The 25070-nt window shown below is 62.9% G+C and carries 20 protein-coding genes; 18 read left to right on the top strand and 2 right to left on the bottom strand.

Annotation, left to right across the window (positions count from 1 at the left end; translation table 11 throughout):
- From Q1K49_RS13830 to Q1K49_RS13790, 9 genes are all read left to right on the top strand, one after another.
- Positions 1–281 (top strand): M20/M25/M40 family metallo-hydrolase (locus Q1K49_RS13830; RefSeq protein ID WP_366146076.1); only part of this gene is annotated, 281 nt, incomplete at its 5' end.
- Positions 278–1564, top strand: a complete 1287-nt coding sequence (locus Q1K49_RS13825) for an amidohydrolase (protein WP_300526560.1) — start codon at positions 278–280, stop codon at positions 1562–1564. The genes Q1K49_RS13830 and Q1K49_RS13825, both read left to right, overlap by 4 nt.
- Before the next feature lie 136 nt (positions 1565–1700).
- Positions 1701–3284: an AbgT family transporter gene (locus Q1K49_RS13820; RefSeq protein WP_300526559.1), complete on the top strand. Its 1584-nt coding sequence runs from the start codon at positions 1701–1703 to the stop codon at positions 3282–3284.
- Positions 3285–3980: 696 nt separating this feature from the next.
- Entirely contained in the window at positions 3981–4184 is a 204-nt protein-coding gene (locus Q1K49_RS13815) for a FeoB-associated Cys-rich membrane protein (protein ID WP_300526558.1), read from the top strand.
- Positions 4174–4398, top strand: coding sequence for a FeoA family protein (locus Q1K49_RS13810; protein ID WP_213694658.1), 225 nt, complete (start codon positions 4174–4176; stop codon positions 4396–4398). The genes Q1K49_RS13815 and Q1K49_RS13810 overlap by 11 nt, the downstream gene beginning before the upstream one ends.
- Positions 4395–6899 (top strand): ferrous iron transport protein B, encoded by a 2505-nt coding sequence (gene feoB, locus Q1K49_RS13805; protein WP_300526557.1) that lies wholly within the window; start codon positions 4395–4397, stop codon positions 6897–6899. The genes Q1K49_RS13810 and feoB overlap by 4 nt, the downstream gene beginning before the upstream one ends.
- 269 nt (positions 6900–7168) lie before the next feature.
- Positions 7169–7489: a hypothetical protein gene (locus tag Q1K49_RS13800; protein WP_300526556.1), complete on the top strand. Its 321-nt coding sequence runs from the start codon at positions 7169–7171 to the stop codon at positions 7487–7489.
- A 133-nt stretch (positions 7490–7622) separates the two neighbouring features.
- On the top strand, positions 7623–8417 hold the full coding sequence (locus Q1K49_RS13795) for a DUF4198 domain-containing protein (protein WP_300526555.1): 795 nt from the start codon (positions 7623–7625) through the stop codon (positions 8415–8417).
- Between the two features lie 163 nt (positions 8418–8580).
- Positions 8581–8823, top strand: a complete 243-nt coding sequence (locus Q1K49_RS13790) for a FeoA family protein (protein WP_300526554.1) — start codon at positions 8581–8583, stop codon at positions 8821–8823.
- A gap of 7 nt (positions 8824–8830) precedes the next feature.
- Here Q1K49_RS13790 and Q1K49_RS13785 read toward each other — a convergent pair whose 3' ends face one another.
- Positions 8831–9769 (bottom strand): BMP family ABC transporter substrate-binding protein, encoded by a 939-nt coding sequence (locus Q1K49_RS13785; protein WP_300526553.1) that lies wholly within the window; start codon positions 9767–9769, stop codon positions 8831–8833.
- A 150-nt stretch (positions 9770–9919) separates the two neighbouring features.
- Here Q1K49_RS13785 and Q1K49_RS13780 point away from each other — a divergent pair, with 150 nt between their 5' ends.
- From Q1K49_RS13780 to Q1K49_RS13760, 5 genes are all read left to right on the top strand, one after another.
- The gene (locus tag Q1K49_RS13780) at positions 9920–10393 is read left to right on the top strand and encodes a (2Fe-2S)-binding protein (RefSeq protein ID WP_300526552.1); all 474 of its coding nucleotides are present in this window, start codon (positions 9920–9922) and stop codon (positions 10391–10393) included.
- Positions 10383–11234, top strand: coding sequence for an FAD binding domain-containing protein (locus tag Q1K49_RS13775; RefSeq protein ID WP_300526551.1), 852 nt, complete (start codon positions 10383–10385; stop codon positions 11232–11234). Before Q1K49_RS13780 ends, Q1K49_RS13775 begins: the two co-directional genes overlap by 11 nt.
- Positions 11231–13537 (top strand): molybdopterin cofactor-binding domain-containing protein, encoded by a 2307-nt coding sequence (locus Q1K49_RS13770; protein WP_300526550.1) that lies wholly within the window; start codon positions 11231–11233, stop codon positions 13535–13537. Before Q1K49_RS13775 ends, Q1K49_RS13770 begins: the two co-directional genes overlap by 4 nt.
- Positions 13538–13540: 3 nt before the next feature.
- Positions 13541–15073 carry an aromatic amino acid ammonia-lyase gene (locus Q1K49_RS13765; RefSeq protein ID WP_300526549.1) on the top strand — a complete coding sequence of 511 codons (1533 nt, stop codon included), beginning with the start codon at positions 13541–13543 and terminating at the stop codon, positions 15071–15073.
- Positions 15074–15232: 159 nt separating this feature from the next.
- Positions 15233–16837, top strand: coding sequence for a BCCT family transporter (locus tag Q1K49_RS13760; RefSeq protein WP_300526548.1), 1605 nt, complete (start codon positions 15233–15235; stop codon positions 16835–16837).
- Positions 16838–16982: 145 nt separating this feature from the next.
- Here Q1K49_RS13760 and Q1K49_RS13755 read toward each other — a convergent pair whose 3' ends face one another.
- Positions 16983–20054, bottom strand: a complete 3072-nt coding sequence (locus tag Q1K49_RS13755; RefSeq protein ID WP_300526547.1) for an AAA family ATPase — start codon at positions 20052–20054, stop codon at positions 16983–16985.
- A 458-nt stretch (positions 20055–20512) separates the two neighbouring features.
- Between Q1K49_RS13755 and ftcD the strand changes: the two genes are divergently transcribed.
- From ftcD to Q1K49_RS13735, 4 genes are all read left to right on the top strand, one after another.
- A complete protein-coding gene (gene ftcD / locus Q1K49_RS13750; RefSeq protein ID WP_300526546.1) occupies positions 20513–21436 on the top strand; it encodes a glutamate formimidoyltransferase in 924 nt (307 codons plus the stop codon).
- Entirely contained in the window at positions 21433–22677 is a 1245-nt protein-coding gene (gene hutI, locus Q1K49_RS13745; protein WP_300526545.1) for an imidazolonepropionase, read from the top strand. Before ftcD ends, hutI begins: the two co-directional genes overlap by 4 nt.
- Before the next feature lie 76 nt (positions 22678–22753).
- The gene (locus Q1K49_RS13740) at positions 22754–23383 is read left to right on the top strand and encodes a cyclodeaminase/cyclohydrolase family protein (RefSeq protein ID WP_300526544.1); all 630 of its coding nucleotides are present in this window, start codon (positions 22754–22756) and stop codon (positions 23381–23383) included.
- A 194-nt stretch (positions 23384–23577) separates the two neighbouring features.
- Positions 23578–24591 carry a formimidoylglutamase gene (locus tag Q1K49_RS13735; RefSeq protein WP_300526543.1) on the top strand — a complete coding sequence of 338 codons (1014 nt, stop codon included), beginning with the start codon at positions 23578–23580 and terminating at the stop codon, positions 24589–24591.
- The last annotated feature ends 479 nt before the right edge of the window (positions 24592–25070 follow it).

The raw sequence follows: 25070 nt of genomic DNA, 5'->3' as shown, positions 1-25070 counted from the left end.
TCGTCCGGGGAAGTATCGCGAACGTTCTCGGAGAGAGGGGCGTTTTGGAGATCGAAAAACCCACCCTTGGAGGAGAGGACTTTTCTTTCTTCGCTTCCAGGGTTCCTTCCGTCTTTCTCTGGCTGGGATGCCGCCCCGAGGAGATCGCACCGGAGGACTTCCCGCCTCTGCACAATCCTCGTTTCGTCCCCGACGAAAGCTGTTTTTCCATCGGGGCTGCCGTCCTTGCCCAGGCGGCATGGGATCTTCTGAAAAAGCTCGGAGGAGGCGTACCCGCATGAACGTGCAATCGACGAACTTTCGTGACGAACTCGTCCCCCTTCGGCGCGAACTGCACCGCCACGCCGAAAAAGGGTGGGAGGAATTCTGGACCAGCGCCTTCGTCGCCTCGAAGCTCGACGCACTGGGGTTCACGGTTCTTCTGGGCGAGGACGTGATCGCACCCGAGGCCGCCATGGGGCGCCCCTCTCTGGAAGAACTCGAGAAGGCCAGGATACGGGCTCTGGGATGGGGAGCTTCTCCTCCCATTCTGGAAAAAATCGGACTTTTTACCGGCGTGGTGGGCATTCTGAAGACGGACTGCCCAGGCCCCGTGACGGCTTTCCGGTTCGACATGGACGCCGTCGAAGTGGGCGAGAGCAGAGATCCTGAACATCGCCCACTTCGGGAGGGTTTTGCAGCCCTCGACGAGGGTGTGGCCCACGCCTGCGGTCACGACGGCCATACCGCCATCGGGCTCGTCCTGGCGCGATGGATCAGCGAAAACCGCCACCTCCTCCGGGGGACCTTCAAATTTCTTTTTCAGCCCGCCGAAGAGGGAGTCCGTGGCGGAAAATCCATGACCGAAAAGGGGCTTCTCGATGACGTGGATGTCCTTCTGGGCCTTCATCTCGGGGTGGGCATGCCCTCGGGGGCGGTCGGAGCCGGATGCGGCGATTTTCTCTGCACCACCAAGATCGACGCCGTCTTCACGGGAGTCGCCGCGCACGCGGGAGGCGCTCCCAACGAGGGACGAAACGCACTGCTCGCCGCAGCGTCGGCGGTCCTCGGGCTCCACGCCATTTCTCCGCACCGCGACGGCGCCAGCAGAATCAATGTCGGTGTTCTTCAGGGAGGAACAGGACGCAATGTGATCCCCCCCAGGGCGGAACTCAAACTGGAGACCCGCGGCGCGACCGCGGAGATCGACGGCTACGTTCGGACTCGGGCTATGGACATCCTGAAAGGTGCAGCCATCAGCCAGGGAGTGGCACTGGAAACCCGTCTGGCGGGAGGCGCGATCGACGCCTCAAGCCATCCCGAGCTCGTCGATCTCGTTGCGGCAAAGGCCCTTGGCATCGAGGGCATTCGCCGAGTCGAGCGGCATGGCCGTATTTCCGGGAGCGAGGACATCTCCTGGATGATGCAACGGGTGCATGAGAGAGGAGGACGTTCCTGCTATTTCATTCTCGGCGCCGACACGACCGCGGGCCATCACAACGAGCGATTCGACTTCGACGAGGAGGTCCTCGGCCCCGGCGTAGCTCTTTTGAAGGAGTTGACCCTCGAAGTGGCGGGACGCTGAACATCGTTTCTTCTCCCGCAAGGAGGTGGTTTCCGACACGCAATGCGCCTGCGAGCTCAGGGGAAATTTTCTGAAATTTCGCACACTGTCTTTTTTGCTCTCTGTCTCTCATTTTATTCCAGCAAGGAGGATCAGCATGTCCAAGAACACGGGTTCGAACAAGACCCCACAAGGCGGGGCCTTCGGGCGTTTCATCCGCGGCATCGAAGTGGTGGGAAACAAGCTGCCCCATCCCTTCTGGCTCTTCGTCCTTCTCGCTCTGGCGGTGGTCGTTCTTTCGGCCTTTCTCGCCACGTCAGGCACGTCCGTCACGTACATGGCTGCTTCGCAAAAGGCGGGGGAACTTCCCAAGGAAGTGACGGTTCCCGTCAAAAACCTCCTGAGCTACGAGGCCCTGCGACCCTTTTTCTCCGACTTCGTCAAAACCTACATTTCCTTCGCACCCCTCGGACTGATCATGGTCATGATGCTCGGAATCGGCCTGGTGGAGCAGACGGGTTTCATCTCCGCCCTGATGCGGAAGACCATCCTCGGCGCCCCACCCTACATGGTGACCGCCGTTCTCGCCATGGTGGGCATCAACGCCAATCTCGCCTCCGACGCAGGCATCATCTTCACCCCCGCCATCGGCGGAGCGGTCTTCAAAGCCCTGGGGCGCAATCCTGCCGTGGGGATCATCGCGGGATTCGCCGCGGCCTGCGGAGGGTTCACGGCCAACTTCTTCGTTGCGGGAACGGACGCCCTTTTGGCGGGAATCACCGAATCGGCCGCCAAGGGAATGAACATTGCGGCTCCTACCCATCCTCTCATCAACTGGTTCTTCCTCATCGTCGCCACCATAACGGTCACCCTGGTCACGACCGTCGTGACCGAAAAGTTCATCGTTCCCATGTTGGGAGACGAAGGCGCATCCCGAGATTCTTCGGCGCTCGCAAAGCATGTCCTCACCAATGAGGAGAAAAGAGGACTCCGCTGGTCTCTCTGGGCAGGACTGGGAGCGATCATTCTCCTTCTCGTTCTGACCGTTCCTCAAGGGGCCTTTTTCCGCGCCGACGATGGAAGCCTCTTGCCCAGATCGCCGCTCCTTTCCAGCGTAGTGCCCATCCTTTTCTTCCTCTTCTTCTTCGTCGGCATCGCCTACGGTTTCGGATCCGGAACGCTCAAGACCGCCTCGGACGTCCCCAAGCTGATGCAGAACGGACTTCAGGGAAGTCTCAGCTTTCTGGTCATCGCCCTTCCCGCGTCCATGTTCATCCAGCTCTTCAACGCCAGCAATCTCACCACCATCCTGGCCGTCAAGGGAGCGGAGGCTCTCGAAGCCCTCAATCTGGGCGGCATTCCCCTGCTGCTCCTCTTCATCCTCCTCTGCGGCACGCTGAACCTTTTCATGATCAGCGGTTCCGCCAAGTGGTTGATACTCGCTCCCATCTTCGTCCCCATGTTTTCCATGGTGGGCTTTTCCCCTGCCCTCACCCAGGTCGCCTACCGGATAGGAGACTCAAGTACCAACATCATCTCCCCCCTTTCCTATTACATTCCGGTCGTCATCGGCCTTCTGGAGCAGTACCGGCGGGAAGGCGACGCCCCGGTCGGAATAGGAACCATCCTCTCTCTGGAACTCCCCTATTCCCTGGCGTTCCTGGTCTGCTTCTCTCTGCAGATCATCCTCTGGTACGTCTTGAATCTTCCCCTGGGACCAGGTACGGGAATGTTCATGTAAGACAATCCGGTTCTACGCAAAGGGCGAAATTCGCCGGAGAGGCAGCCCCGGAAGGGCTGCCTCTCGTTTTCATCCCGAGACGGACCGACTTTTCCGCCGCCGTCATCTCCTCTTTCACACCCCTGTCCAGAACCACCGTTTTTTTCGCTTCATTGCTTTCTTCAGGCTCAAGAAACGCTCGCTCCTTGTCATCCGCAAAGAATGATCGATGACATTTTCCCTGTCCCGTCACACGAAATCACACATCCCCCTTGACAAGGGGAGAAGGTGTGTTATAGTGCTCATGGAAGTTAGATCGATCAAACTCATGGATGTCCCTCTGCGACCTGACTCGGCCTCTTCGCGGTGCTCCAAGCCGCAGATTCGGGAATCCTTCTGGATCGATCCAGCGAACGAGCCGTCGGAGCCCTCGCACGCTCCGCAATCCCCCACATGCTCACTCCGTCGTTCGTGCGGATACGATCAAACTACGTTCTTTTCCATGTCGGTCTTACGCCATCCCGCCCCCTGCCCGGATGGTCGACGGAAAAGAGAAGGGTTCCAGGGATTTTTGCGGCGCCTTTTGGGTTTGATCGATCTAACTTCAGCTCTTCTCTCCGAACCCCCTTTCCTTCCCCCTTGTTCCGGAAGGCCGCTTCGGAGGGCCTTGACAGACGAGTCGGCGCACATCATGCGCCTTCTTGAGGAGGGATTTCCGTGCAATGGATTCTTGTTCTTGCGATTCTCGGAATCGCCGTCTGGGGTGTTTTTCGCCAGGTAAGGTCGGCTGCAAAGGGCGAAGGATGCGGGTGCGGCGGATGCGGTGCCTGTCCCTGCTGTCCGTCCGCAGCGAAGCCGTCACCGGAGTCCACCGTTCTTTCCTCGAAGACCACGGCGGGGGGCGCCGATCATGACGCTTGACGAAGTGCGGCCGGGCGGCCGGGTCAGGATACGGAGGAACGGTGCTCCCGGTTCCGTGGGGCAGCGTCTCATGGACATGGGGTTTCATCGCGGCGTGGAGCTTCAGGTCGTGCGGAACGCGCCCCTGGTGGATCCCGTGGAATTTCTCATGGACGGACAGCACGTGAGCCTTCGGCACGAGGAGGCGCGTTTCGTCGAGGTGGAAGCACTGTGAGCGGCGATCTTCGCATGGCCCTTGTGGGCCAGCCGAACTGCGGCAAATCGACGGTGTTCAACATGCTCACCGGTGCCAGGCAGTACGTGGCGAACTATCCCGGCGTAACGGTGGACGTGAAGAAGGGGAAGTTTCGTGTCGGGGAGAAAACCGTCGAGGTGGTGGATCTTCCCGGTACCTACAGCCTTACCTCCTATTCCGCGGAGGAGATGGTCACCCGGGACTACGTCCTCAACGAGGCACCGGACCTTGTGCTGAACGTCGCGGACACGTCGAACCTGAAGCGGAGTCTCTATCTTACGTTCCAGCTTCTGGAGATGGGGGCGCCGCTCATTGTGAATCTGAACATGACGGACGTAGCGGAGGGACACGGGCTTCTCGTGGACGGGCGTGCGCTCGCGGCGGAATTGGGCGTGCCCGTGGTGGAGACCGTGGCGAACCGGAACCGGGGCGACGAGGCCGTACGGAAAGCGATTTCCGAGGGGGGGAGAAGATCCTCCTCGTTCCGGGTGGACTACGGTTCCCTTGAGCCATTCCTCGAAAAAGCCGAAAAAAGCCTGCGCGCACTCTTTCCGGGGAAGAGCTATCCCTGGCGCTGGATCGCCGTGAAGCTCTTCGAGGAAGACGAGGCCGTGCGACGCACCATCGTCGATGCGGGAGAACCGGGGCTCGCCCTCCTCGAAGAGGTGGATGCCCTGGCGACATCCTTCGAAATGGCGGAGGGCGCGGATTCCCGGAGCCATATCGGCCTGGCCCGTCACACCTGTGCCACCGCGTTGGAACAGCGCGTCTCCCGGCGTACCCGTCCCTCCGGAAAAACCTGGACGGATCGGATCGACGCCGTGGCGGTGAATCGTTTCCTCGGTCCGCTCCTCCTGCTCGGCATCATCTACGCGCTCTACGAACTCTCCATCGTCCAGGGGTACAAGCTCACGGAATACCTGGTCCCCTGGCTCAACCGTCTGCGCATCGCCATCGAGGGAACACTGCCCCCCTCGGGCTTTCTGGAGGAACCCCTCCTTCGGGAGTTCACTCTGGATCTCGTGACGGCGGTGAACTCCATGCTGATCTACGTCCCCATCTTTCTTGTGCTCTTCGCGGCCATCGCCGTTCTTGAGGACGTGGGCTACATGCCCCGCATGGCCTTCATTCTGGATCGCCTGTTCCGGCGTTTCGGCCTTCACGGCCAGTCCACGCTTCCCCTCATCCTCGGGGGTGTCTTCGTGGGGGGCTGTGCCGTGCCGGGAGTCATGGCCACCCGGGTCATCGCGGACGAGCGGGACCGCCTCGCCACCATTCTTGTGGTCCCCCTCATGAACTGCCTCGCCAAGGTTCCTCTCTACACGCTGCTTCTGGGGATCTACTTCGCGGACACCGCGGGAGCGATGATGGTCTTCATCTCCACCATCACCCTCATCGCCGCCCTAGGCGTGGCCAAGGTGCTCACGCTCACGGTGCTGCGCAACCGCCCCAGCTCCCCCTTCGTCATGGAGATGCCCCCCTACCACCTGCCGACACTCCGGGGCATCGTCATCCGCTCTCTGGAGCGGACGTGGCTCTTTCTCCGCAAGATCGCCACAGTGATCGTGGTGGTGGCGGCGGGGGTTTTCGTGCTCACCCACTATCCGTCCCCTTCTCCGGAGGTGCTCCAGGGACTTGCCGTCCGGGCCGACGAAGCGAAGGCGACATTCCGGGCTGCCGTGGCGGAAACGCCCTTCGCGGCATCCCTGGCAGACGACGAGAGCCTCGACCGCTATCTGAACCTGCAGGAGTCGCTGCGCCAGTTCCGCATGCTCGGCACGGCCAAGGCAACCATCGACGAACGTCTCACCGCCGAGGCGCCCGATGTAGCGCCCCTCGTGATCGGCTCCGACCCTGCGGTGAAAACACTGGACCGGGCTTTCCGCACGCTTCGGGGAACGCGTCTGGAGCTGCAGCGTGAACTTTCCTCGGAGCGGCTCAACGCAAGCGTACTCGGCCGCATGGGGCAGGTCATGGAGCCGCTGACACGCCCCGCGGGTTTTACATGGAAGGTGAACGTGGCGCTTCTGAGCTCCCTGGCGGCCAAGGAAAGCAGCGTGGCCACCCTTGGAGTTCTCTACCGACCCCAGGGGGACGACGCGAACAAGACGCTCGGGGAACGGATGCAGGAGCAGGAGCGGGGCTTCACTCCTCTGCACGCTCTGGCGCTCATGGTTTTCATGGCTTTCTATCCACCCTGCATCGCCACCATCCTCATGGTGAAGGTGGAGAGCCGCCGCTGGAAATGGGCACTCCTCGCTCTGGGGTATCCCATCCTGCTCGGCTTCGCCTGCGCGGCACTCGTTTTCACCGGCGGCTCCGCACTGGGTCTGTCGGGAACACGGGCGGCCCTTGTCTTCTACGGAGTGCTTCTCTTCGTCACGTTCCTCCTGGGGCTCATTCCCGGAAGAGCGCCGGAAACGGAGAAAACGTCAAAGCACATCGCTTCCGTCGCCGAAAAAGCGACATTCCCCCGCTGATCCGGAGGGGATGGGGGTCCTGGCGAAAACAGACGTGCGGTGCACCGTGAAAAACCCGGTGCCTCTGGAAAAGATTCTGCGTGCGCCTTCATTCCGGAGACGCTCCGAAGAAATCCCCCACCGGGGCGTTTTCCACAGCCAGAACAGACCGGCCGGAGAATCCGCGGAAGAGTTTCCGAACAGGCCTTCTTGGAGCACTCGCGAGGAACCCGGAAAGCGTTCGACCACGGAATCAAACCGTGAAAAACGTGCGAAAGGAGGTGAGACAGATGCGCAAAAACCTGATGCGAGCCTTTGCGGGGATTTTTCTGTGCCTTTTCCTCGCGGGAATCGCCGCAGCCCACACGCCGATCTGCACGTGCTACCTCAACGGCGACGGCACCGTCACCTGCGAGGGCGGCTTCTCCGATGGATCCTCCGCGGCGGGTACGAAGATGACCGTCAAAGGAGCAGACGGGACAGTCATTACCGAGGGTGCCATGGACGACGCGGGAGAGTTCACCTTCCCCAAGCCCGAGGGCTCCTACCAAGTGGAGTTCAACGCGGGACCCGGTCACGTGGTGGTCATCAAGGGAGAGAGCATTCAGTAGACTCCGCTGCGCCACACTCCGGAGGAGCGCCGGAACCGCGCCCCATGAACAAAAGAGAGCGCGATCCTCCGGAGCGGCGGCCCATACCGGACATGGACACATGGACAGGAACACGGAAAGGACGTGATGGTACGTGCGGACACGGCGACTTCTTCTGGCTCTTGCGATGGTACTGGCCTTTGCACTTCCGGCCTTCGCCCACTTCCAGCTGATCTACACTCCAGAAAGCGCCCTTGAAAAAGGCGGGGAACTGACGCTGAAGCTCGTCTTTACCCACCCCTTCGAAGCGGGACACACCATGGACATGGCGGGCGTCGAAGAGTTCTACATGGTGAACAAGGGGAAAAAGACGGATCTCAAGAACGATCTCAAGCCTCTCATCTGGTCCAGCCTCTCCAACTCCGGCTCCGGATACGAGGCGAAGGTGATGCTCCGGGGCATGGGGGACTTCATCTTCGGGCTGGTTCCCGCCCCTTACTTCGAGGAATCCGAGGGAGCATGGATGCAGCAGTGCACCAAGGTGATGGTGAACGTGGCGGGCCTGCCCACGGGATGGGACGAGCCCATCGGTCTCCCCGTGGAGATCGTTCCTCTGGACAAACCCTACGGTCTCTGGACGGGCAACCTCTTCCGAGGCGTGGTCATGGCGGACGACAAACCCGTTCCCTTCGCGGAAGTGGAAGTAGAATTCCTCAATCACCGCCCGGACATGGCGAAGAACCGCTTCGCCTCCGAGGCGGAAGTGGAGGCACCTCAGGATTGTTTCATCACCCAGACCATCAAGGCGGACGCGAACGGCACTTTCGCCTACGCCATTCCCAGAGCCGGCTGGTGGGGCTTTGCCGCGCTGGGCGTGAAGACCAGGGAATACAGGGGCGCCGAACTGGGCGTGGACGCGGTCATCTGGGTACAGGCCAGGGACATGTAGTCAGGAAACACATGTTCCGGCACTATCCATTCTCTTCCCCCGTCCGGGGACCGGGCCTCCATCGGGAGTTCCGGTCCCCGGGCGTCCCGATGGACGAAACTGACATCGCATTTCGGCCGTTCTCGAGCAATCCACTTTCGACGACGAGCAAGGAGCACGCCTCGTGAAGGGACAGAACATCTCACTCGCATCCTGCCGCTCCGTGGGCAGTCGCTGCACTGTCTGCAGCGTCACGGACGGCTCTCTGGAAGGGCGTTTCTGGAGCATGGGCATCCATCCCGGCGTCGTGGTCGAAATCGTCCGCAACGACGGAGATCCCGTCTACATCCGTGTGGACGACGCCCGTTACGGCCTTGGGCGCACTCTGGCGGAGAAGATCCTCGTCCGCCCGCTCCCGGAAAATTGAGAGGAAATCAAGGCCGATAGGGATTCACCACAATGTGTCCTTCCACGATCTCCTTCTCCACCACAGCGAGGCGTTCCTGAACGTCAGGGGGAACGTTTCTCCGGGCCACGTCGCTTCTGGAAAGTCCTACCCCGCCCTCCCGGAGCCCGAAAGAGTAGACCGCACCCCTTCGAAACCGCCCTTCCAACATCGCCTTGACCAGGTCGTACACCGCGTTGTCCAGACGTTTGCGCATGCTGGTGAGCACCGCGTCGGGCACGTCCAGTTCCTGGGCGGAGTCCACGCCGATCGCCCAGAAGCCCTTCTCCTTTGCTGCGGCGATGACTCCAGTCCCGGTCCCTCCCGCCACCTGAAAGATCACGTCCGCTCCCGCCGCGTGCTGCGCCAGGGCGAGGGCCTTTCCTTTTCCGGGGTCGTCCCAGCTCCCGACGAAATCCACGAGAACCCGCACGTTCCTTCCGGCAAAGACCGCTCCCTGTTCATATCCGGCGAGAAAGTTCCGGATCACCGGAACATCCTCGCCGGCCACAACGCCGATGCAGCCGCTTTTCGAGACCGACGCGGCGAGAACTCCCGCGAGAAACGCTCCCTCGTGCTCCGCGAAATCCACGTAGGTCACGCCCGGCGCACTGCCGGTCATGTCCATGTGCACGAAGGAAGCCCGGGGATATCGAGAGGCCGCTTCGGTCAGCAAAGGGGTGAACTCCACGCCGCAGACGAAAACGAGATCATAGGCCTTTCCCGCGGTCGCGAGGGAGGCTTCGTAGGCAGCGGCATCGTAGTTGCACTCGAAAATCTGCACGGGAATGGCGAACTCCGCACCGGCCCTGGAGAGTCCCGTTCCGGCACTGTCGTAGAAGGACCGCTCCCCGAGAGCCCCGGCGACGACAAGGGCCGCCTTCAGCTCGGCCCCGGGCACACTGCCGGCACCGGCCAGAAGCACCATACGAAATGCTCCGCCGCACGAGCGACACGACGCCGTGCGTCGCCGCCGCGCGACCACAGCGCTGCGGCACCGGGCGCTCCGGGCTTTGACGCATTTTTGACAGAGCTCGAGTATGCTGCAATTCAAAAGCGATCTCCGGGAGGAATGCCCATGCGCATCACCCTCACTGTCAACGGTGTGCAACGAACGGTGGAAATCACTCCAGACATGCGCCTGATCGATCTTCTCCGAGAGCGCCTCGGCCTGACGAGCGTCAAAGAAGGCTGTTCCGAGGGAGAGTGCGGCGCCTGCACGGTCCTCATGGACGGAAAGGCCGTGACTTCCTGCACCGTCATGGCTTTTCAGGCCGAAGGAAGCGACATCCTCACAGTGGAGGGGCTCGGCGACGGAAAGACCCTGGATCCGCTGCAACAGGCCTTCATCGACCACGACGCGGTCCAGTGCGGCTTTTGCACGCCCGGAATGCTTATGGCCGCCAAGGGGCTTTTGCTCCGCACGCCCGCTCCGACGGAAGAGGAGATCCGGGTGGGGCTCTCGGGCAATCTCTGTCGCTGCACCGGCTATCTTCCCATTCTGCGCGCCGTCTCGGAGACCGCGAAAAGAGGAAGCGACGATGCGCGCTGACCGCCCGAGAACACTGGAAGAACTGCGACGGATCCTCCGCGGCGGCGGGGAAGAGCTGCGCCTTTTGGCGGGAGGAACGGATCTTGTTCCTTCTCTGCGGACCCATCCGGAGAGGGATCTCCATCTCGTGGATCTCTCCTCGCTGGAGGAACTACGAGTGCTCCGGATCGAAGGAGACCGTTTGGAGATCGGGTCCGCCGTGACCTTCGACGAACTCGAGCGCTCTTTTCTCGTGCGCACCCACGTGCGGGCGCTCGCGGCGGCGGCATCGCAGGTCGGCTCCCCGCAAATCCGCAATCGGGGAACGCTCGGAGGCAATGTGGCCAACGCCTCTCCCGCCGCCGACGGCATTCCGGCGCTTTGCGCCCTCGGCGCCGCGGTGGTCATCGAGGACGGAGAGGGCGCCGAGGAGATCCTCTCCGTGGAGGAGGCTCTTCCGCTTCTGTCCGAGCGCTCCGTCGGCGTCCGCCGGTATCTTCGCTCTTTTCGCATTCCTCTGCGCAGAAGCTTCTGGTCGGACTTCGCCAAGGTGGGAAGCCGAAGAAGTGTGACGATCTCCAAACTCAACCTCGCCCTGGCAGGCTGCGTGGAGGAAGGGCGGCTGCGCGATCCCAGGCTCTTCGTCGGCGCCGTCGCGCCGAGGCCGGTCAGAGCCCTTGAGGCGGAGGCGCTCCTCGCGTCGCCCGATCGCTCCGCCGAGGCCCGAACGGCCTTTCTGGACGCCTTGACGGCTCTCGTGGAAAGGACGATACCCGCCCGAGCGTCGCTCCCCTACAAGCGCCGGGCGATCCGCGGCCTCGGCGACGAGCTCTGGACACGCCTCGAGGAGGTGCGCGCATGACCGAACGCCTTCCACTGCTCCTTGACGAAGAGGAGATCTCCCGGAAGATGCCGGAGAGCGGCGAATATCGCTACATCGGCCGCAACGTCCGACGCAACGACATCGTGGAAAAGGTCTCGGGACGCCTCCGGTATCTGGCCGACCGCCCCGGCGGCACCGCCCACGCGCGTTTGATCCTGAGCACCGTCGCCAACGGAAAAGTGCTCTCCATGGATCTTTCGGAGGCACGGAAGGTTCCGGGAGTGCTCCGCATCTACACTCCCGAGGACGATCCGGGAAAGCCCTTCAACAGCGCCCTTTCCTTCCGGGACCAGCCGGAGCTGCGGGATGAGCGGATCTTCACCGACCGTCCTTTTCATGTGGGCGACGCCATCGGAGCCGTGCTGGCCGAGACGGAGGAGGCCGCACGAAGGGCCGTCGCGCTGGTGAAGGTCGCCTACGACGTGCGGGAGCCCGTCCTCGATCCCCTCGTCGCGCTGGAGACTCCCTCGCTGCGGGACGCTCTTCCCCATGTCATCGAAGGAACCATCGCTTATGGCGACGGAGAGCCCTCGAGGGAGGACACGCTCTCCCTGGAGACGACCGTGCGCACGCCTCGCATTCACCACGCCGCGATGGAGAACCACCTCTGCCATGCCTACCGGGAGTACGGCGACGTGCTGGTGGTGGAATCCCCCTGCCAGATGGTCTTCAGCGTCCGCTTCGTCCTGGCGGATCTCTTCGGCCTTCCTTTGAACAAGGTCCGGGTTCTCAAGGCACCTCTGGGAGGCGCCTTCGGCGGCAAGCAGGAAGTTCTTCTGGAGCCCGCCTGCGCTCTCATGGCGCTCGACACGGGAAGACCCGTGCGCCTCTGCCTCGACCGCCGGGAGACCATCATCGCCACGCGCGTTCGCGCCGCCACGATCGGTCGGGTGCGCACCGTCGCCGACAAGGAAGGGCGTTTTCTGTTCCGAGAGATCGACGTCCTCACCGACGCGGGAGCCTATCTCACAGGCGGACACCGGGTCACCATGGCCATGGGCAAGAAGACCTCCCGCCTGTACCGGATTCCCTCTCAGTTCTTCCGGGGAAGAACGACCTTCACCCACACGACGCCGAGCGGCCCCTGCCGCGGCTACGGCTCCCCCCAGATCCACGCCGTCACGGAGATCCATATCGACCTTCTGGCCCGCAAGCTCCGCATGGACCCCGCAGAGCTGCGCATGAAAAACCTCGTGCATCCCGGCGACCTCGATCCCACGGGAGCCCCTCCTCTGGGCAACGCTCGCATTCGGGAGTGCCTCGCCCTCGGCATGGAACGGTTCCGCTGGAAGGAGCGCTTCGCCGCCTCTCCAGAAACGGGGCGCTTCCGCAAAGGCGTAGGGCTGGCCTGCTGCACCCACGGAAACGGCTACTACGGCACCCCCTATCCCGACTTCATGGCCATGGCCCTCCGTCTGTGCGAGGACGGCTCGGTCCTCGTCAACGCCGCCCTGCATGAGCTGGGCAACGGCACGCTCACCGTCATCGCCCAGATCGTCGCGGAGGTCCTGGACGTACCTCCCGAAAAGGTCCTCGTCACCGAAGGAGACACGCAAACTTCCCCCTTCGACGCAGGATGCGTGGCCAGTCGCGTCACCTACGTCTGCGGCGCCTGCGCCCAGGAACTGGCGGAGAAGGTGCGCCGCCGCTTTCTCGGGCAGATCGCCCGCGTGACCGGCGCCTCCATCGAGACGATCCGCCTTGCGAACGGCCAGGTCTTCATCGGAGAAGAAGCCCCTCGTTCCTACGGCGACATGGTGCTTTGCATCACGAAACAGCTCCGGGAGGAGGTAGGGGACTATCTGCACTACAAGCCTGAGTCCAACCCCGCCTCCTACGGGGTCCATTTCGCGGAGGTCGAGGCGGACGTGCTGACGGGGCTGGTGCGCGTCACGGACTTTCTGGCCGTCCACGACGTGGGCAAAGCGCTCAATCCCCGCTTTCTGGAAGGACAGATCTACGGCGGCGTCCAGATGGGCATCGGCATGGCCCTGACGGAGGAGCTCCTCTACGACGCCGCAGGCAGGCCGAAGAGCGACTCCTTCAGCCGCTATCACATCGTGAACGCCCCGGACATGCCTCCCGTGGAGGTCCTTTTCGTGGAGGACTACGAGCCGGGAGGCCCCTTCGGCGCCAAGAGCATCGGCGAGATCTGCACCGTCCCCACCGCGGCGGCGGTGGGAAACGCCGTCAACCGCGCTCTGGGAACGGAACTCGTGCACCTCCCGCTCACGCCGGAGCGCATTCTGGCGGCCCTGGACCGTCTTCCGAAAGGAGTGTAGGCAATGGAGGCGCTTCTGCTGGATGGAAAGAGCCTGACCATCGAGAAACTCGTGGAGGTGGCCCGGGAGGGACGCCGCGTGGACATCGCGCAGGAGGCGATGGAGGCCGTGGAGAAGTCCTGGGCGCTGCTGCACCGCACGGCGGCCACGGGATCCCAGAAGGTCTACGGCATGAACACCGGCGTGGGAGTCAACAAAGACCGGGAGATCTCGCCCCGTTACTATCAGGAGTACAACCGCAACATGCTCCTGGCGCACTGCGACGGCGTGGAGCCCTTCGCCACGGAGGTCCAGGTCCGGGCGATCATGCTGGTCCGCCTGAACAACGTCCTCCTGGGATGCACGGGCATGCATCCCGACCTCGTCCGCCTCTTTCGCGAATTTCTGAACCGGAGGATCCATCCTCTCGTGCCTCTGCGAGGCTCCGTGGGCGAGGGGGACATCACGCTCATGTCCCTGGTGGGACTGGCCATGATCGGCGAAGGGGAGGTGCTCTACCGGGGGGAGCGCATGCCCTCCCTTGAGGCGATGCGCCGGGAGGGACTCTCTCCGGCGACGCTCGGCCCGAAGGACGGCCTTTCCCTGGTGAGCACCAACGCCGTCGGCGCCGGACTGGCGGCGCTCCTCGCGGAGGAGATCGAGACCCTCATCGACACGGCGGACCTGACCTACGCCATGACCATGGAGGGCTTCAAGGGGAACGTCTCGACCCTCGATCCGGGGCCGTACGCCCGGCGCCCCTATGCGGGGCAGAGGCAGAGCATGGAGCTGGCCCGGGCTTTTCTGGAGGGGAGTTATCTGTGGCAACCCAACGTGACAGGGGCCCTCCAGGATCCCTTGAGCATCCGTTGCTCTCCTCAGGTGCACGGCGCCGTCCGGGACGCCCTCGCCTACGCGCGAGGGCTTTTGGAGACGCATCTCAACAGCTCCGACGACAACCCCTGCATTCTCTTCGAAGAGGAGCGCATCGTCCCCTGCGGCAATTTCGAACCGCTCAACTGGGTCTTGGCCTTCGAGATGCTGGGCATCGCCCTGAGCCACCTCTCGAAAACCGCCGCGTACCGCATTCTCCGCATGGGTTCTCCCCGTTTCACGGGGCTCTCTCGCTTTCTCACCCCCACGGACGCCAAGGTCCACGCCTTCGGAACCATCCAAAAGGTCTTCTGCGCCCTCGACGCGGAGAACCGCCATCTCTCCAATCCCGTCTCGGCGGACTACGCCTCTCTCTCGGAGGACATGGAGGACCGGGGCAACAACACACCCTATGTGATGTTGAAGACCGCCAAGATGATCGACAACCTGTACATCATCCTCGGCATCGAGATACTCCACGCCGCCCAGGCGATCGATCTCCGCAAACCCACCTCCTTGGGCAAGGGAACGCACGCGGCCCAAGAGGCGTTACGGGAAACGATCCCTTTTTTGGACACGGACCGGAATCTCTCCGTAGACGTGGCGGCAGCGCATCGGCTTCTCGCGGAACGAAGGCTTCTCGCACGGGCGAAGGAGGCCGTCAGGGAAAAGCTCCGCTCTTGACACATCCTCCGAAAAGACAGGCGCATTTCTCCGCGTCTTCGCGGCGACGCAAGAAAGGAGGGGGAACAGAAAACACAAGGACAGGAAGGGCATCTCTGCGCACGTTACGTACCGAGGCACCCTCTCTAGCCCATGCATCCGCACGAAGGAGGTCGTGATATGTCGGAACGAAAGAACATCCCTCAGGTCGGCAACGAAGAAAAGGTGGCCATTCGCAAGGGCATTTTCTATCCTATCTCCCTCGCCTTCGTGGCCATCATCGTCGTCGGCCTCGTGGCCCCCAAAACTTTCTACGACGTGGAAAACGCCATCGTCAACTTCGCCTTCCTCGACTTCGGCTGGCTTTTTCAGATCTCGGGAAATCTTTTTCTCTTCATCTGTCTTTTCTTCTGTTTTTCTAAATACGGCGACATTCGCTTCGGCGGCAAGGACGCCAAACCCGAATTGAGCACCTGGAACTGGTTCGCCATCTCCCTCTGCGCGGGCATCGCTACGGGAATCGTCTTCTGGGGCATCGCCGAACCGCTCTACCATCTCATGGACTCCGGCGCCTTCGAAGCTTTGGGCATCACCCCTAAGACGGAGGCGGCGGCCATGTTCTCCATGGTGACCACCTACATCCACTGGACCTTCATCCCCTACGCCATGTACGCCATCTGCGGCCTCGGTATCGCCTATGCGGCCTACAACATGGATCTGCCCTACCGCGTCAGCTCCACCCTCTATCCCATCGCGGGCAAGAGGATCGACGGAGTGGTCGGGGCCGTCGTGGACGGACTCTGCCTTCTGGCCATCGCCGGAGGCGTCGCCGCCGTCCTGGGCGTGGGCACCATGCAGATCTCCAGCGGCATCCAGATCATGACGGGCATTCCCGCGACCAAGACGATGTGGGTCGGCGTCGTGGGAGCCATCGTGGTCACCTACATCATCTCCAGCTACACCGGATTAAACCGGGGAATCCGCTGGCTTTCCGACTGGAACGCCAAGATCTTCCTGGCCCTTCTCGTCTTCGTCTTCGTCTTCGGACCGACCCGGTTCATCCTTTCCTTGGGAACACAGGCGGTGGGGCATTTCCTCGACGACTTCTTCGTGCGCACCCACTATCTGAGCCCCGTGGACGGATCCGCATGGCCCCGCTGGTGGCCGATCTACTACTGGGCCATCTGGCTCGCCTACGCGCCGCTCATAGGCATGTTCCTGGCGCGCCTCGTCCGTGGAAGGACCATCCGACAGTTCATGTTCATGAACCTCTTCCTGCCGGCGATCTTCGGCCTCGTCTGGTTCTCCGTCTTCGGCGGCGCCGCCATCAACCTGGAACTGACCGGGCAGGGGCTCTGGGATGCCATCCACGAGGGGGGCAAGCTGGCCCTGGAGAAATCGGTCTTCGAATTTCTCAAGTTCTTCCCCTTGACGAAGGTCATCAGCTGGATCTTCATGGGGACGGTCTTCATCTCCATCGTCACCATGGCCGATTCGATGACCTCCACCGTCGCCTCTCTGTCCACTACGGCGGCCCATCAGGAAGGGCTCGAGCCGCCGGCGGCGATAAAAATCTTCTGGGGCGTGGTGATGTCCTCCGTGGCCATCATCAATCTCGTCAGCGGCAGCGGCGGCGGCGAGATCAGCGGCATCGACGCCACGAAGCAGATCGCCACGGTGGCGGGATTTCCGATCCTCTTCCTCATGGTGGCCATGGCCTTCACCATCAGCTGGATGATCGTCCGCCATTCCAGGGCGGAAAAAGTCCTTCTTGTCAAGGAGTGAGAGCGCAGGCGAGACGTGTCGGACACTTTTACCACGGCGCGACGGAGGCCTCTTCGGGCCTCCGTCGCCCTTTCGAAAACCACGTCCTCGACGCAAACACAAGAGGCCCGCGGCCATTTTCCTGCGCCCGCATCCCCGCCGCGCATCACGGCGAGCCCTCCTCGCAGCGCCTCTCCGCCAGAGCCCTTTCGATCCGCTCCACCATGTAGCGCACGCCCATCCGGCGATAGAGCTCTCCGGCGCGGAGAAAATACTCCTCCGCCGACTCGGGCAGGGCGCTCTCCAAGGGCCCTCCGGGGCGGGCCCGCCTCTTCAGAAGCCCCTTGACCCAAAGCTGCAGGGCCAGCCACTGCCTTTTCCGCAGGGGAATACAGAGGGCATCCGCCTTGCGGAGAAAGGCCAAGGCTTCTTCCTCGTCCCCCTCTTCTCCGGCGAGGAGGGCCGTGAGGCTGAAACAGACCGCATTTCCCCTCCACCACAGACAATCCTCGAAAACGCCCCGGGCGCTCTGCAGATGGCGCGCCATGAGGGTGCGGTCTCCTCTGTCGTAGGCGGCGTGCGCGGCGTTGCTGTGAAAGAGACAGCCTCCGCGCAGCATCCCCTCCTTCTCGCAACGGGCCGCGCATTCCTCGTAGATGCGCACCGCCTCCTCGAAACGCCCGCACTGGTGCTCCACGGCCCCCAGATAGTTCAGCGCCGCCGTCTTCTGCAACGTAAAGGTTCTTCCCGCAAGCTCCACGTCCTCGAAAAGGGCGATGGAGCTCTCGAAGAGCGGCACCGCCGCCGCGAAATCCCGTCGAAAGAACGCCGCCAGACCGAGAAAGCGCAACGCCATGGCCTCCGCCGGAGCATCCTCCCGCCTCAGGGCCACTTTCCGCAGCGTTTCGGCGGAGCACCCGAGGGCTTCTCCGTCCTCGATCTGGATGCCGTAGTAGCAGAGATGCTGCAAGGCCTCGAGCGCCAGGTGCCATTTCTCCGACGCCACGACCTTGTCCGAGACGGCGCGGACCATCCGCTCTCCACGGTCGTACTCACCCCACCAGAGGAGATAGCCTCCCCAGAGAATCCGGTACGCCATCTCCAACTCCGCGAGCTTCTCCGAGTCCCCCTGCTCCTGCCGCATCGCCGCCAGCAACGCGCGGACTTCGCGCAGCTCCTCCATGGTGCGATTCCGCCCTCCGGAGATCGTGGAGGCACTGCGGAGAAAGGCGTCGTCGAGGAGCGGAAAGAGTTCATAGTGGAGCTTGATGTGCAGGCGAAGTTTCCTGACGGTGAGCTCCAGCTCCTCCAGCCGCATGTCCGCGGCCCGGCAATGGCCGAGGACGCGGGAGCAAAGAAAATCATCCCAACCTCTTCGGTCCATGTCCTCGATGAGGAGCTCCGCCATCCTCCGGTGCAACAGTCTGCGGCGCCCCGCCGACAGAGCATTGCGGAGATGCTCCTTAACCTTGAAATGCCTGAAATCGACGAAGAGCTTCCGCCCGTCCTCCTCCCGCTCCACGAGAAGAGCCATCCTCCGGAGCCGTTCGAGCATCTCCGTCAGCGCCTCCTCCGCAAATCCCGCGAAACGGCGCAAGAGCTCCCATTCCGCCCTTCCGGGAAAGACCGAGAGCGCATCCAAGAGCGCTCTTTCGTCCTCGGAGACGCCGGAGAGGATTCCCTCGATGACTGCGGCGAGGCTCTCGGGGCCGCCGTCGGCGGAATAGCCTTCGCCGAGACGCCGGAGGAGCGCCGCCAGAAAGAGAGGCAGTCCTTCCGTCTGGAGAAAGAGCTTCTCCAACTCCTCCTCCGAGAAGCGCCGCGAGGGGAGATAGGCGCGGCAGAACCCCTCCATGTCTCCTCGGGTGAAACTTCCCAGCTCGATCCGATGGAGCTCGATCCTCCCCATCCTTGCAAGGGCCTTCAACAGGGCTTCGCACCGGCCGGCTGGATCGGGCCTGGCGGTGAAGACAAAGGTAATCCCCTCGGAGCGATGAAAAAGATGCAGAAGGAGGCTTTCGAGGAGCTCCAGCGACGTCTCGTCGAACCATTGCACGTCCTCCAGCCTCAGAAAGAGCTCCCGTCTCGCGGCGATGCGACCGAACGCATCGGCCAGAATCGCCCCGATGCGGGCCGGAGAGACGGGCTCCGCCGCCACAGAGCCCATCCGCAACGCAGGAAAGCTCGCTCCGAGAAGAGAACGGTGCGCGGCGGCGATTTCCCGCGCCTTGAACCATCCGGAGGAGCGGAGCTCTCCGAGCAGGTCGTTCCAGGGAAGAAGGGCGTACCGCCCCTCTCCGGAGGCGCCCCATCCGGAAAGCACCAGAGCCCCCCGTCGCTCCTCGAGAAACTTCGAGAGAAGAAGCGTCTTGCCCACTCCGGCCTCGCCGCACACCAAAAGACACCGCGGACGACTCGGCCGGCCGGCGCACGCCGCCTCCAGGGCCGCGAGGTCCTGGACCCTGCCGAAAAAAGGAACTGCCTCCGTCCGCGAAGAAGGACTTCGGGCGACCGCTCCGACCACACCGCCGAGAAGATGCCGATAGAGCGCCTCCGTCTCCTCCGAGGGAAGGACGCCGAGCTCCTCCTGCAATCGCTCCCGCAAAAGACGATAGACCTCGACGGCCTTTCCTCTCCTTCCCGCCAGAAAGTGGCAGGAGAGGAGCAAGCGCGTCACCTCCTCGTCCAGAGGCTCCTCGCCGCGCAACATTTCCAGAAGACACAGGACCTTCTCCAGAGCCTCCGGTGCGGACGTCTCCTTTCTCTCCATCTCCATCCGCGCACGCCCTTTCAGCGCCTCGTGACAGACGTCGCGGAAGCGCGAACGGGTCCTCTCGAGCCACTCCTCGAAGGAAGGACAGCCGGAGAGGACAAACCCCTCCAGAAAGGGACGAGAGAGCGCTCCAAGCTCCTCCAGGGGCAGAACCCTCCATCGGGAAAGGCGCTTGAGATCGAGATCCACGTCGTCATGGTCCAGGTCGAGCACGATCCACTGACGGTCCGTCCGGAGCAGACGGGGCGAAAAGTGTTTGCGGAGTTCGTAGAGGGCGTTGCGGAGATTGCGGAAGGCCGCCTCGTCGTTTCGGTCCCCCCAGAAGAGCTCCGCCAGAACCTCCCGGGAGGCGCGGCGTTCCACCGCGAGATAGCAGGCGAGAGCCTCCGCCTTACGAAAGGGAAAGAGGAGACCCTTGCCTTCCCGACGAAATCGAGGAGGTCCCAGTAAACGGATCGTCCACATCGGCCGCCCACCTCTCTTTTTTACGTCTTTTCCGCGATCCGCCCCGACACGGAATATCCCGCACATTATAGGGCATCTCCCCTCGCCGCCGCCCTTCTTGCCCCGCCGATCTCCACTCGAACACCAGTAACCGCCGCACTTTCTTCGCCTTCATGAAGACGTCGCTCCTGTTCTTCATGTATGACATTTTCATTGTCCGGCTAAGGGGTGACAATATCACTGTCCCGTCACACCTCCGCGCAGACGTGCCCCCTTCCTGTCCACGCACCACCGCGATCCGGACCGGTGCGTCCACAGCGCGCACAGAGCGAAAGCTCTTGACAGGAAACATCCCTTTGGCTAGGCTAGAGACGAAAATAAAATTCGGGACAATGTGTCCCATTTTTGCTACACGACACGGCGCGGAAGTTTTTCCGGTCCACAAGAGCGACAGGGCAGAAACAGGGGAGGGAACGAGCATGGCAAGACAGTTGGTGGAGTGCGTTCCGAATTTCAGCGAGGGAAGACGCAAAGAGGTCATCGAGGCTCTCGTGCGCCCTTTTCGGGAGACGAAGGGGTGTTATCTCTTCGATTTCCGGGCCGACGAGGATCACAACCGTCTCGTGGTGAGCCTCGCCGGAGAGCCTGCGGCGATCTGCGACGCCGTTCTGGCCGCCTCGGCGACGGCGGTGGAACGGATCGATCTCAACGCCCATCGGGGAGCCCATCCCCGCATGGGCGCCGTGGACGTGATCCCCTTCACCCCCATCGCGGGCATCACCATGGAGGAGTGCGTCACCCTCGCCCGCACCTTCGGCGAGCGCTTTCACAAGACCCTGCACGTTCCCGTCTACTACTACGAAGAAGCGGCGCTCCGCCCGGACAGGACCAGGCTCGAGGTGATCCGCAAAGGGCAGTACGAGGGGCTCAAAGAGGAGATCACCCGCCCTGAACGCCATCCCGACCTCGGAGAGCCCAAGCTGCATCCCACGGCGGGGGCCACGGTCATCGGAGCCCGGAAATTCCTCGTGGCCTTCAACGTCAACCTCAACACCACGAACGTGGAGATCGCCAAAACCATCGCCAAGCGCGTCCGCGCCTCCGGAGGCGGTTTCACGGCGGTGAAAGGAATCGGTCTCGCTCTGGAGGAAAAGGGACTGGTCCAGGTGAGCATGAACATCGTGGACTACGACCAGACCGCCCTGTATCGCGTTCTAGAGTTCATCCGCATGGAGGCGGCCCGCTGGGGGGTCACCGTCAACGGCACCGAGGTGTACGGCATGATTCCCACCCGGGCGATTCTGGACAGCGCCGCCTATTATCTCCAGATCGACGATTTCGATCCAGGGCAGGTTTTGGAGTTGAAGCTCCTGGAGCTGATGCGGGAGGAAGAGCGTTCATGACCTCCACGCTGTTCCGCAATGCCCGGATCTTCACACCGCTGCAGAGCGACCGCCCCCTCGCCGGCCCGGAACAGGGACGGGTGCACGTCGTTCCGCGGGGAGCGCTGCTCTGCACGAACGGCCTCATCGCCGCGGTCGGCCCGGAGGAGGAGGTCCTCCGCAAGGCCCTGCGCGGCGAGTTGGATCTGGAGGTGGACTGCCGCGGCGCCTGCATGATTCCGGGTTTCGTCGATCCCCATACCCACATCTGTTTCGCCGCGCGGCGAGAGCGGGAGTTCGCCCTGCGCCTCGCGGGCAAATCCTATCTGGAGATCCTCCAGGAGGGGGGAGGCATTCTTTCCTCCGTGGAGGCCGTCCGCAGCGCCTCTGAAGAGGAGCTCTACCGCTTTACCCTCAAGAACGTCCTCTCGGCGTTGCGTCACGGCACCACCACCATGGAGATCAAAAGCGGCTACGGCCTCTCCACGGAAGCGGAACTGAAGATGCTCACCGTCATCGACCGCATCGCCCGCGAAACTCCCCTCGACGTGGCGGCCACCTTCATGGGCGGCCACGCCGTTCCCAGGGAATACAAAGACAATCCCGAGGCCTTCGTGGACCTCCTCGTGAACGAGATGATCCCCGCCGCGGCACGACAGGGCATCGCCCGCTTCTGCGACGTCTTCTGCGAGCAGGGAGTCTTCTCGGTCACCCAGAGCCGGCGCATTCTTCAGGCCGCACGGACCGCGGGATTCCGCCTGCGCATTCACGCCGACGAGGTCCACGATCTGGGCGGCGCCGGGCTTGCGGCGGAGCTGGGAACCGTCTCGGCGGAGCACCTCCTCGCGGCGAACGAGGCCAATCTGAAGGCCATGGCCGCAAGCGGCGTCATCGCCGACGTGCTTCCCGCCACAGCCTACAGTCTGAAAAAACCCTACGCTCCCGTGCGCCGCATGATCGAGCTGGGGGTACCGGTGGCGCTGGCGACGGACTGTAATCCCGGCTCCTCCTTTACCGAATCGGTCCCCTTCGTCTTCGGCCTGGGCGTTCTGGCCATGGACATGACCGTCGAAGAAGCCTTGACGGCCACCACGCTGAACGCCGCCTGGTCCGTGGAGATGCACCACCGCGTAGGCAGTCTGGAGGAGGGGAAACAGGCCGATTTTCTCCTTCTCGACGGCGAATCGCCGGCCATTCTGGCCTACCACGCCGGCGTCTCTTCCGTAATGGAGGTCTATAAAAAAGGCGTCCGCGTCGCCTGAACTCCGGCACGCAACCGAAAAGCGCGGGGAAAAGGACCCCGCAGAAACCGCGAAAAAGACACGAGGAGGAAAAACCGTGAAACTTTCGGAGCACACCCTGCGCGCTTTCATCCATGAGCTCGCCTCGGACTCGCCCGCACCGGGAGGAGGCAGCGTCGCCGCTTTGGCCGCAGCCCTGGGGGCGGCGCTGACGGCTATGGTCGCACGGCTCACCGTGGGCAAGGAGAAGTACCGCAGTGCCTGGGAGGCCATGGAGAACGTCCGCGCCGAAAGCGACGCGCTCCAGGAGCGTCTGCTGGAGCTGATGGAGGAGGATACGGAGGCGTTCAACGCCTTCATGGCCGCCATGAAGCTCCCCAAGGAAACCGACGAAGAGAAGGCCGCCCGGGCCGAGGCCATGCAGAAGGCCACTCGAGGCGCCATCGACGTGCCGCTTCGCACGCTCCGCTGCTGTGTCTCCGTCGTCGCCCTCGCCGAAAAGACCTGCGCACAGGGCAATTCCAACGCAATCACCGACGCGGGATCCGCCGCCGTCCTCGCCCGGGCCGCCGCCGCCGCCGCGGCCTACAACGTGCGCATCAATCTGGGAAGCCTCAAGGACGCTTCCTTCGCGGCACAGACCGATGCAGAGACGGCATCGCTTCTGGAGGAGGTCGAACGCCGCGCCACGGCTGTGGAAAACGCCGTCCTGAAAGCACTGCGCTGAAGCAATGAAAGCGCGGCGAACCTCCTCGGGCAAAAGGCGGTTCGCGGCGCTGCGATCACCGGCAAGGCCGCGCGGAAGGCGACACCACCGCCCCGTGCCGGAAAGGAACATCTGCCGCGACGGTCCGAAGAGGAGGCGCGCTTTTCCCCTTCCCCGTTCGGTGCACCGCGACCACTTTCGGGAGGTTCGAGACCATGTCCTTCACCCTTTTGCCTCCACGTCCGGAATGGTTCTTCTCGCGCAACGACCCCAACGATCCGCGGTTGGGGGATATCGTGCGCCCTGTGACGGGAGGACCGGACCAGGTGCCCTCCGAGACCCGCATCGCCCTCCTCGGTTTTCCCGAGGACCGCGGCATCGCCCAGGGCGGCGGAAAGGCCGGCGCCGCCGGAGGTCCCGACGCGATCCGCCGCGTCTTCTACCGGCTGACGCCGGGCTTCGGAGGTCATTTCCACGACCTCGCCATGGTCGATCTCGGAGACGTTCCTCCGGGGGATACCCTGGAGGAGAGCCATGAACGCCTCGCGGTGACCGTCCGCGCCCTTCTGGAACGCGACATCTTTCCTCTCGTGCTCGGCGGAGGGCACGATCTGACCTTTTCCGGCCTCGTGGGGGTAGTGACGGCGCTGGATCTCCGGGAAGGAGAACTGGGCGTCATCAACGTGGACAGTCATTTGGACGTGCGCGATCTGCGCCGAGGCATCACCAGCGGTACTCCCTTTCGGCGGGCTCTGGAAGCACTGCCTCATCGGGCGCTCCTCGGGCGTTCTTTCGTGGAGTTCGGCATTCAGGAACCGTTCAATTCTCCTCATTATCATCAATGGGTGAAAGAACGGGACGTCACCGTCATGACCCTCGCATCCATCGGCAATCGCCCTCTCGAATTCTTTCTCGAAGCCCTGCGCATCGCCGGAGAGGGAACGCGTGCCATAGCCCTCTCCATCGACATCGACGCTGTGCGCAGCCACGAAGCGCCCGGAGCGTCCGCAAGCAATCCCCGGGGGCTCAAAGCACCCGAACTCGAAAAGATCGCCTATCTCGCGGGCAGAACGGAACACATCCGCTACATGGACCTGGTGGAGATGTGTCCCCCTCTGGATGAGCACCACCGCACCGCCTCGCTCTGTGCGGGCGTTCTTTTTTGGTTCTGCAAGGGCTTCGGCGAGCGGCGAGGCCTGAGAGCGCCTCGAAGAAGAGCGGAGGAGTAAAGACAGGAAAGGACGGCCTCCTCCGGGCACGGATATCCTCACTGCCCCTCTGCCTACGGAAGCGCTGAAGAAGGGCCTTTCGCCTTTCCTTCGACTCAGGTCGCATCAGGATCTACGAGGCACTCTGCAGGGCCGGCGCAGCCTTATGGAGAGGTTCCCTACCACTTTCACCGGCACCGACGCATTCCGCAGAAGAGGCATCTCCACGGCCTCTTCCGCGAAAGAAAGGCGCTCCTTGCGGTGTTCCGCTTCAGGAGGGACCTTTTGCCGGTCCGCGCACAGGGTCCTTTTTCTCCACCTCCGTTCCGAAAGCTTCCCGCGGCCTCGCCAAGACAGGGCGTCTTTGAAGCACCGCCGGCCACAGTGTGCCGCCGCAACAGGCAAGGATGTCACGGCCGGTACGGCGCCACCACAATGTGTCCTTCCACGATCTCCTTCTCCACCACAGCGAGGCGTTCCTGAACGTCAGGGGGAACGTT

Origin of the sequence: Aminiphilus sp. (genome assembly GCF_029975095.1) — a bacterium.
Taxonomy (GTDB): domain Bacteria; phylum Synergistota; class Synergistia; order Synergistales; family Aminiphilaceae; genus Aminiphilus.
The sequence above is the reverse complement of the archived record's forward strand: the minus strand, read 5'-3'. Positions and strand labels throughout refer to the sequence as shown.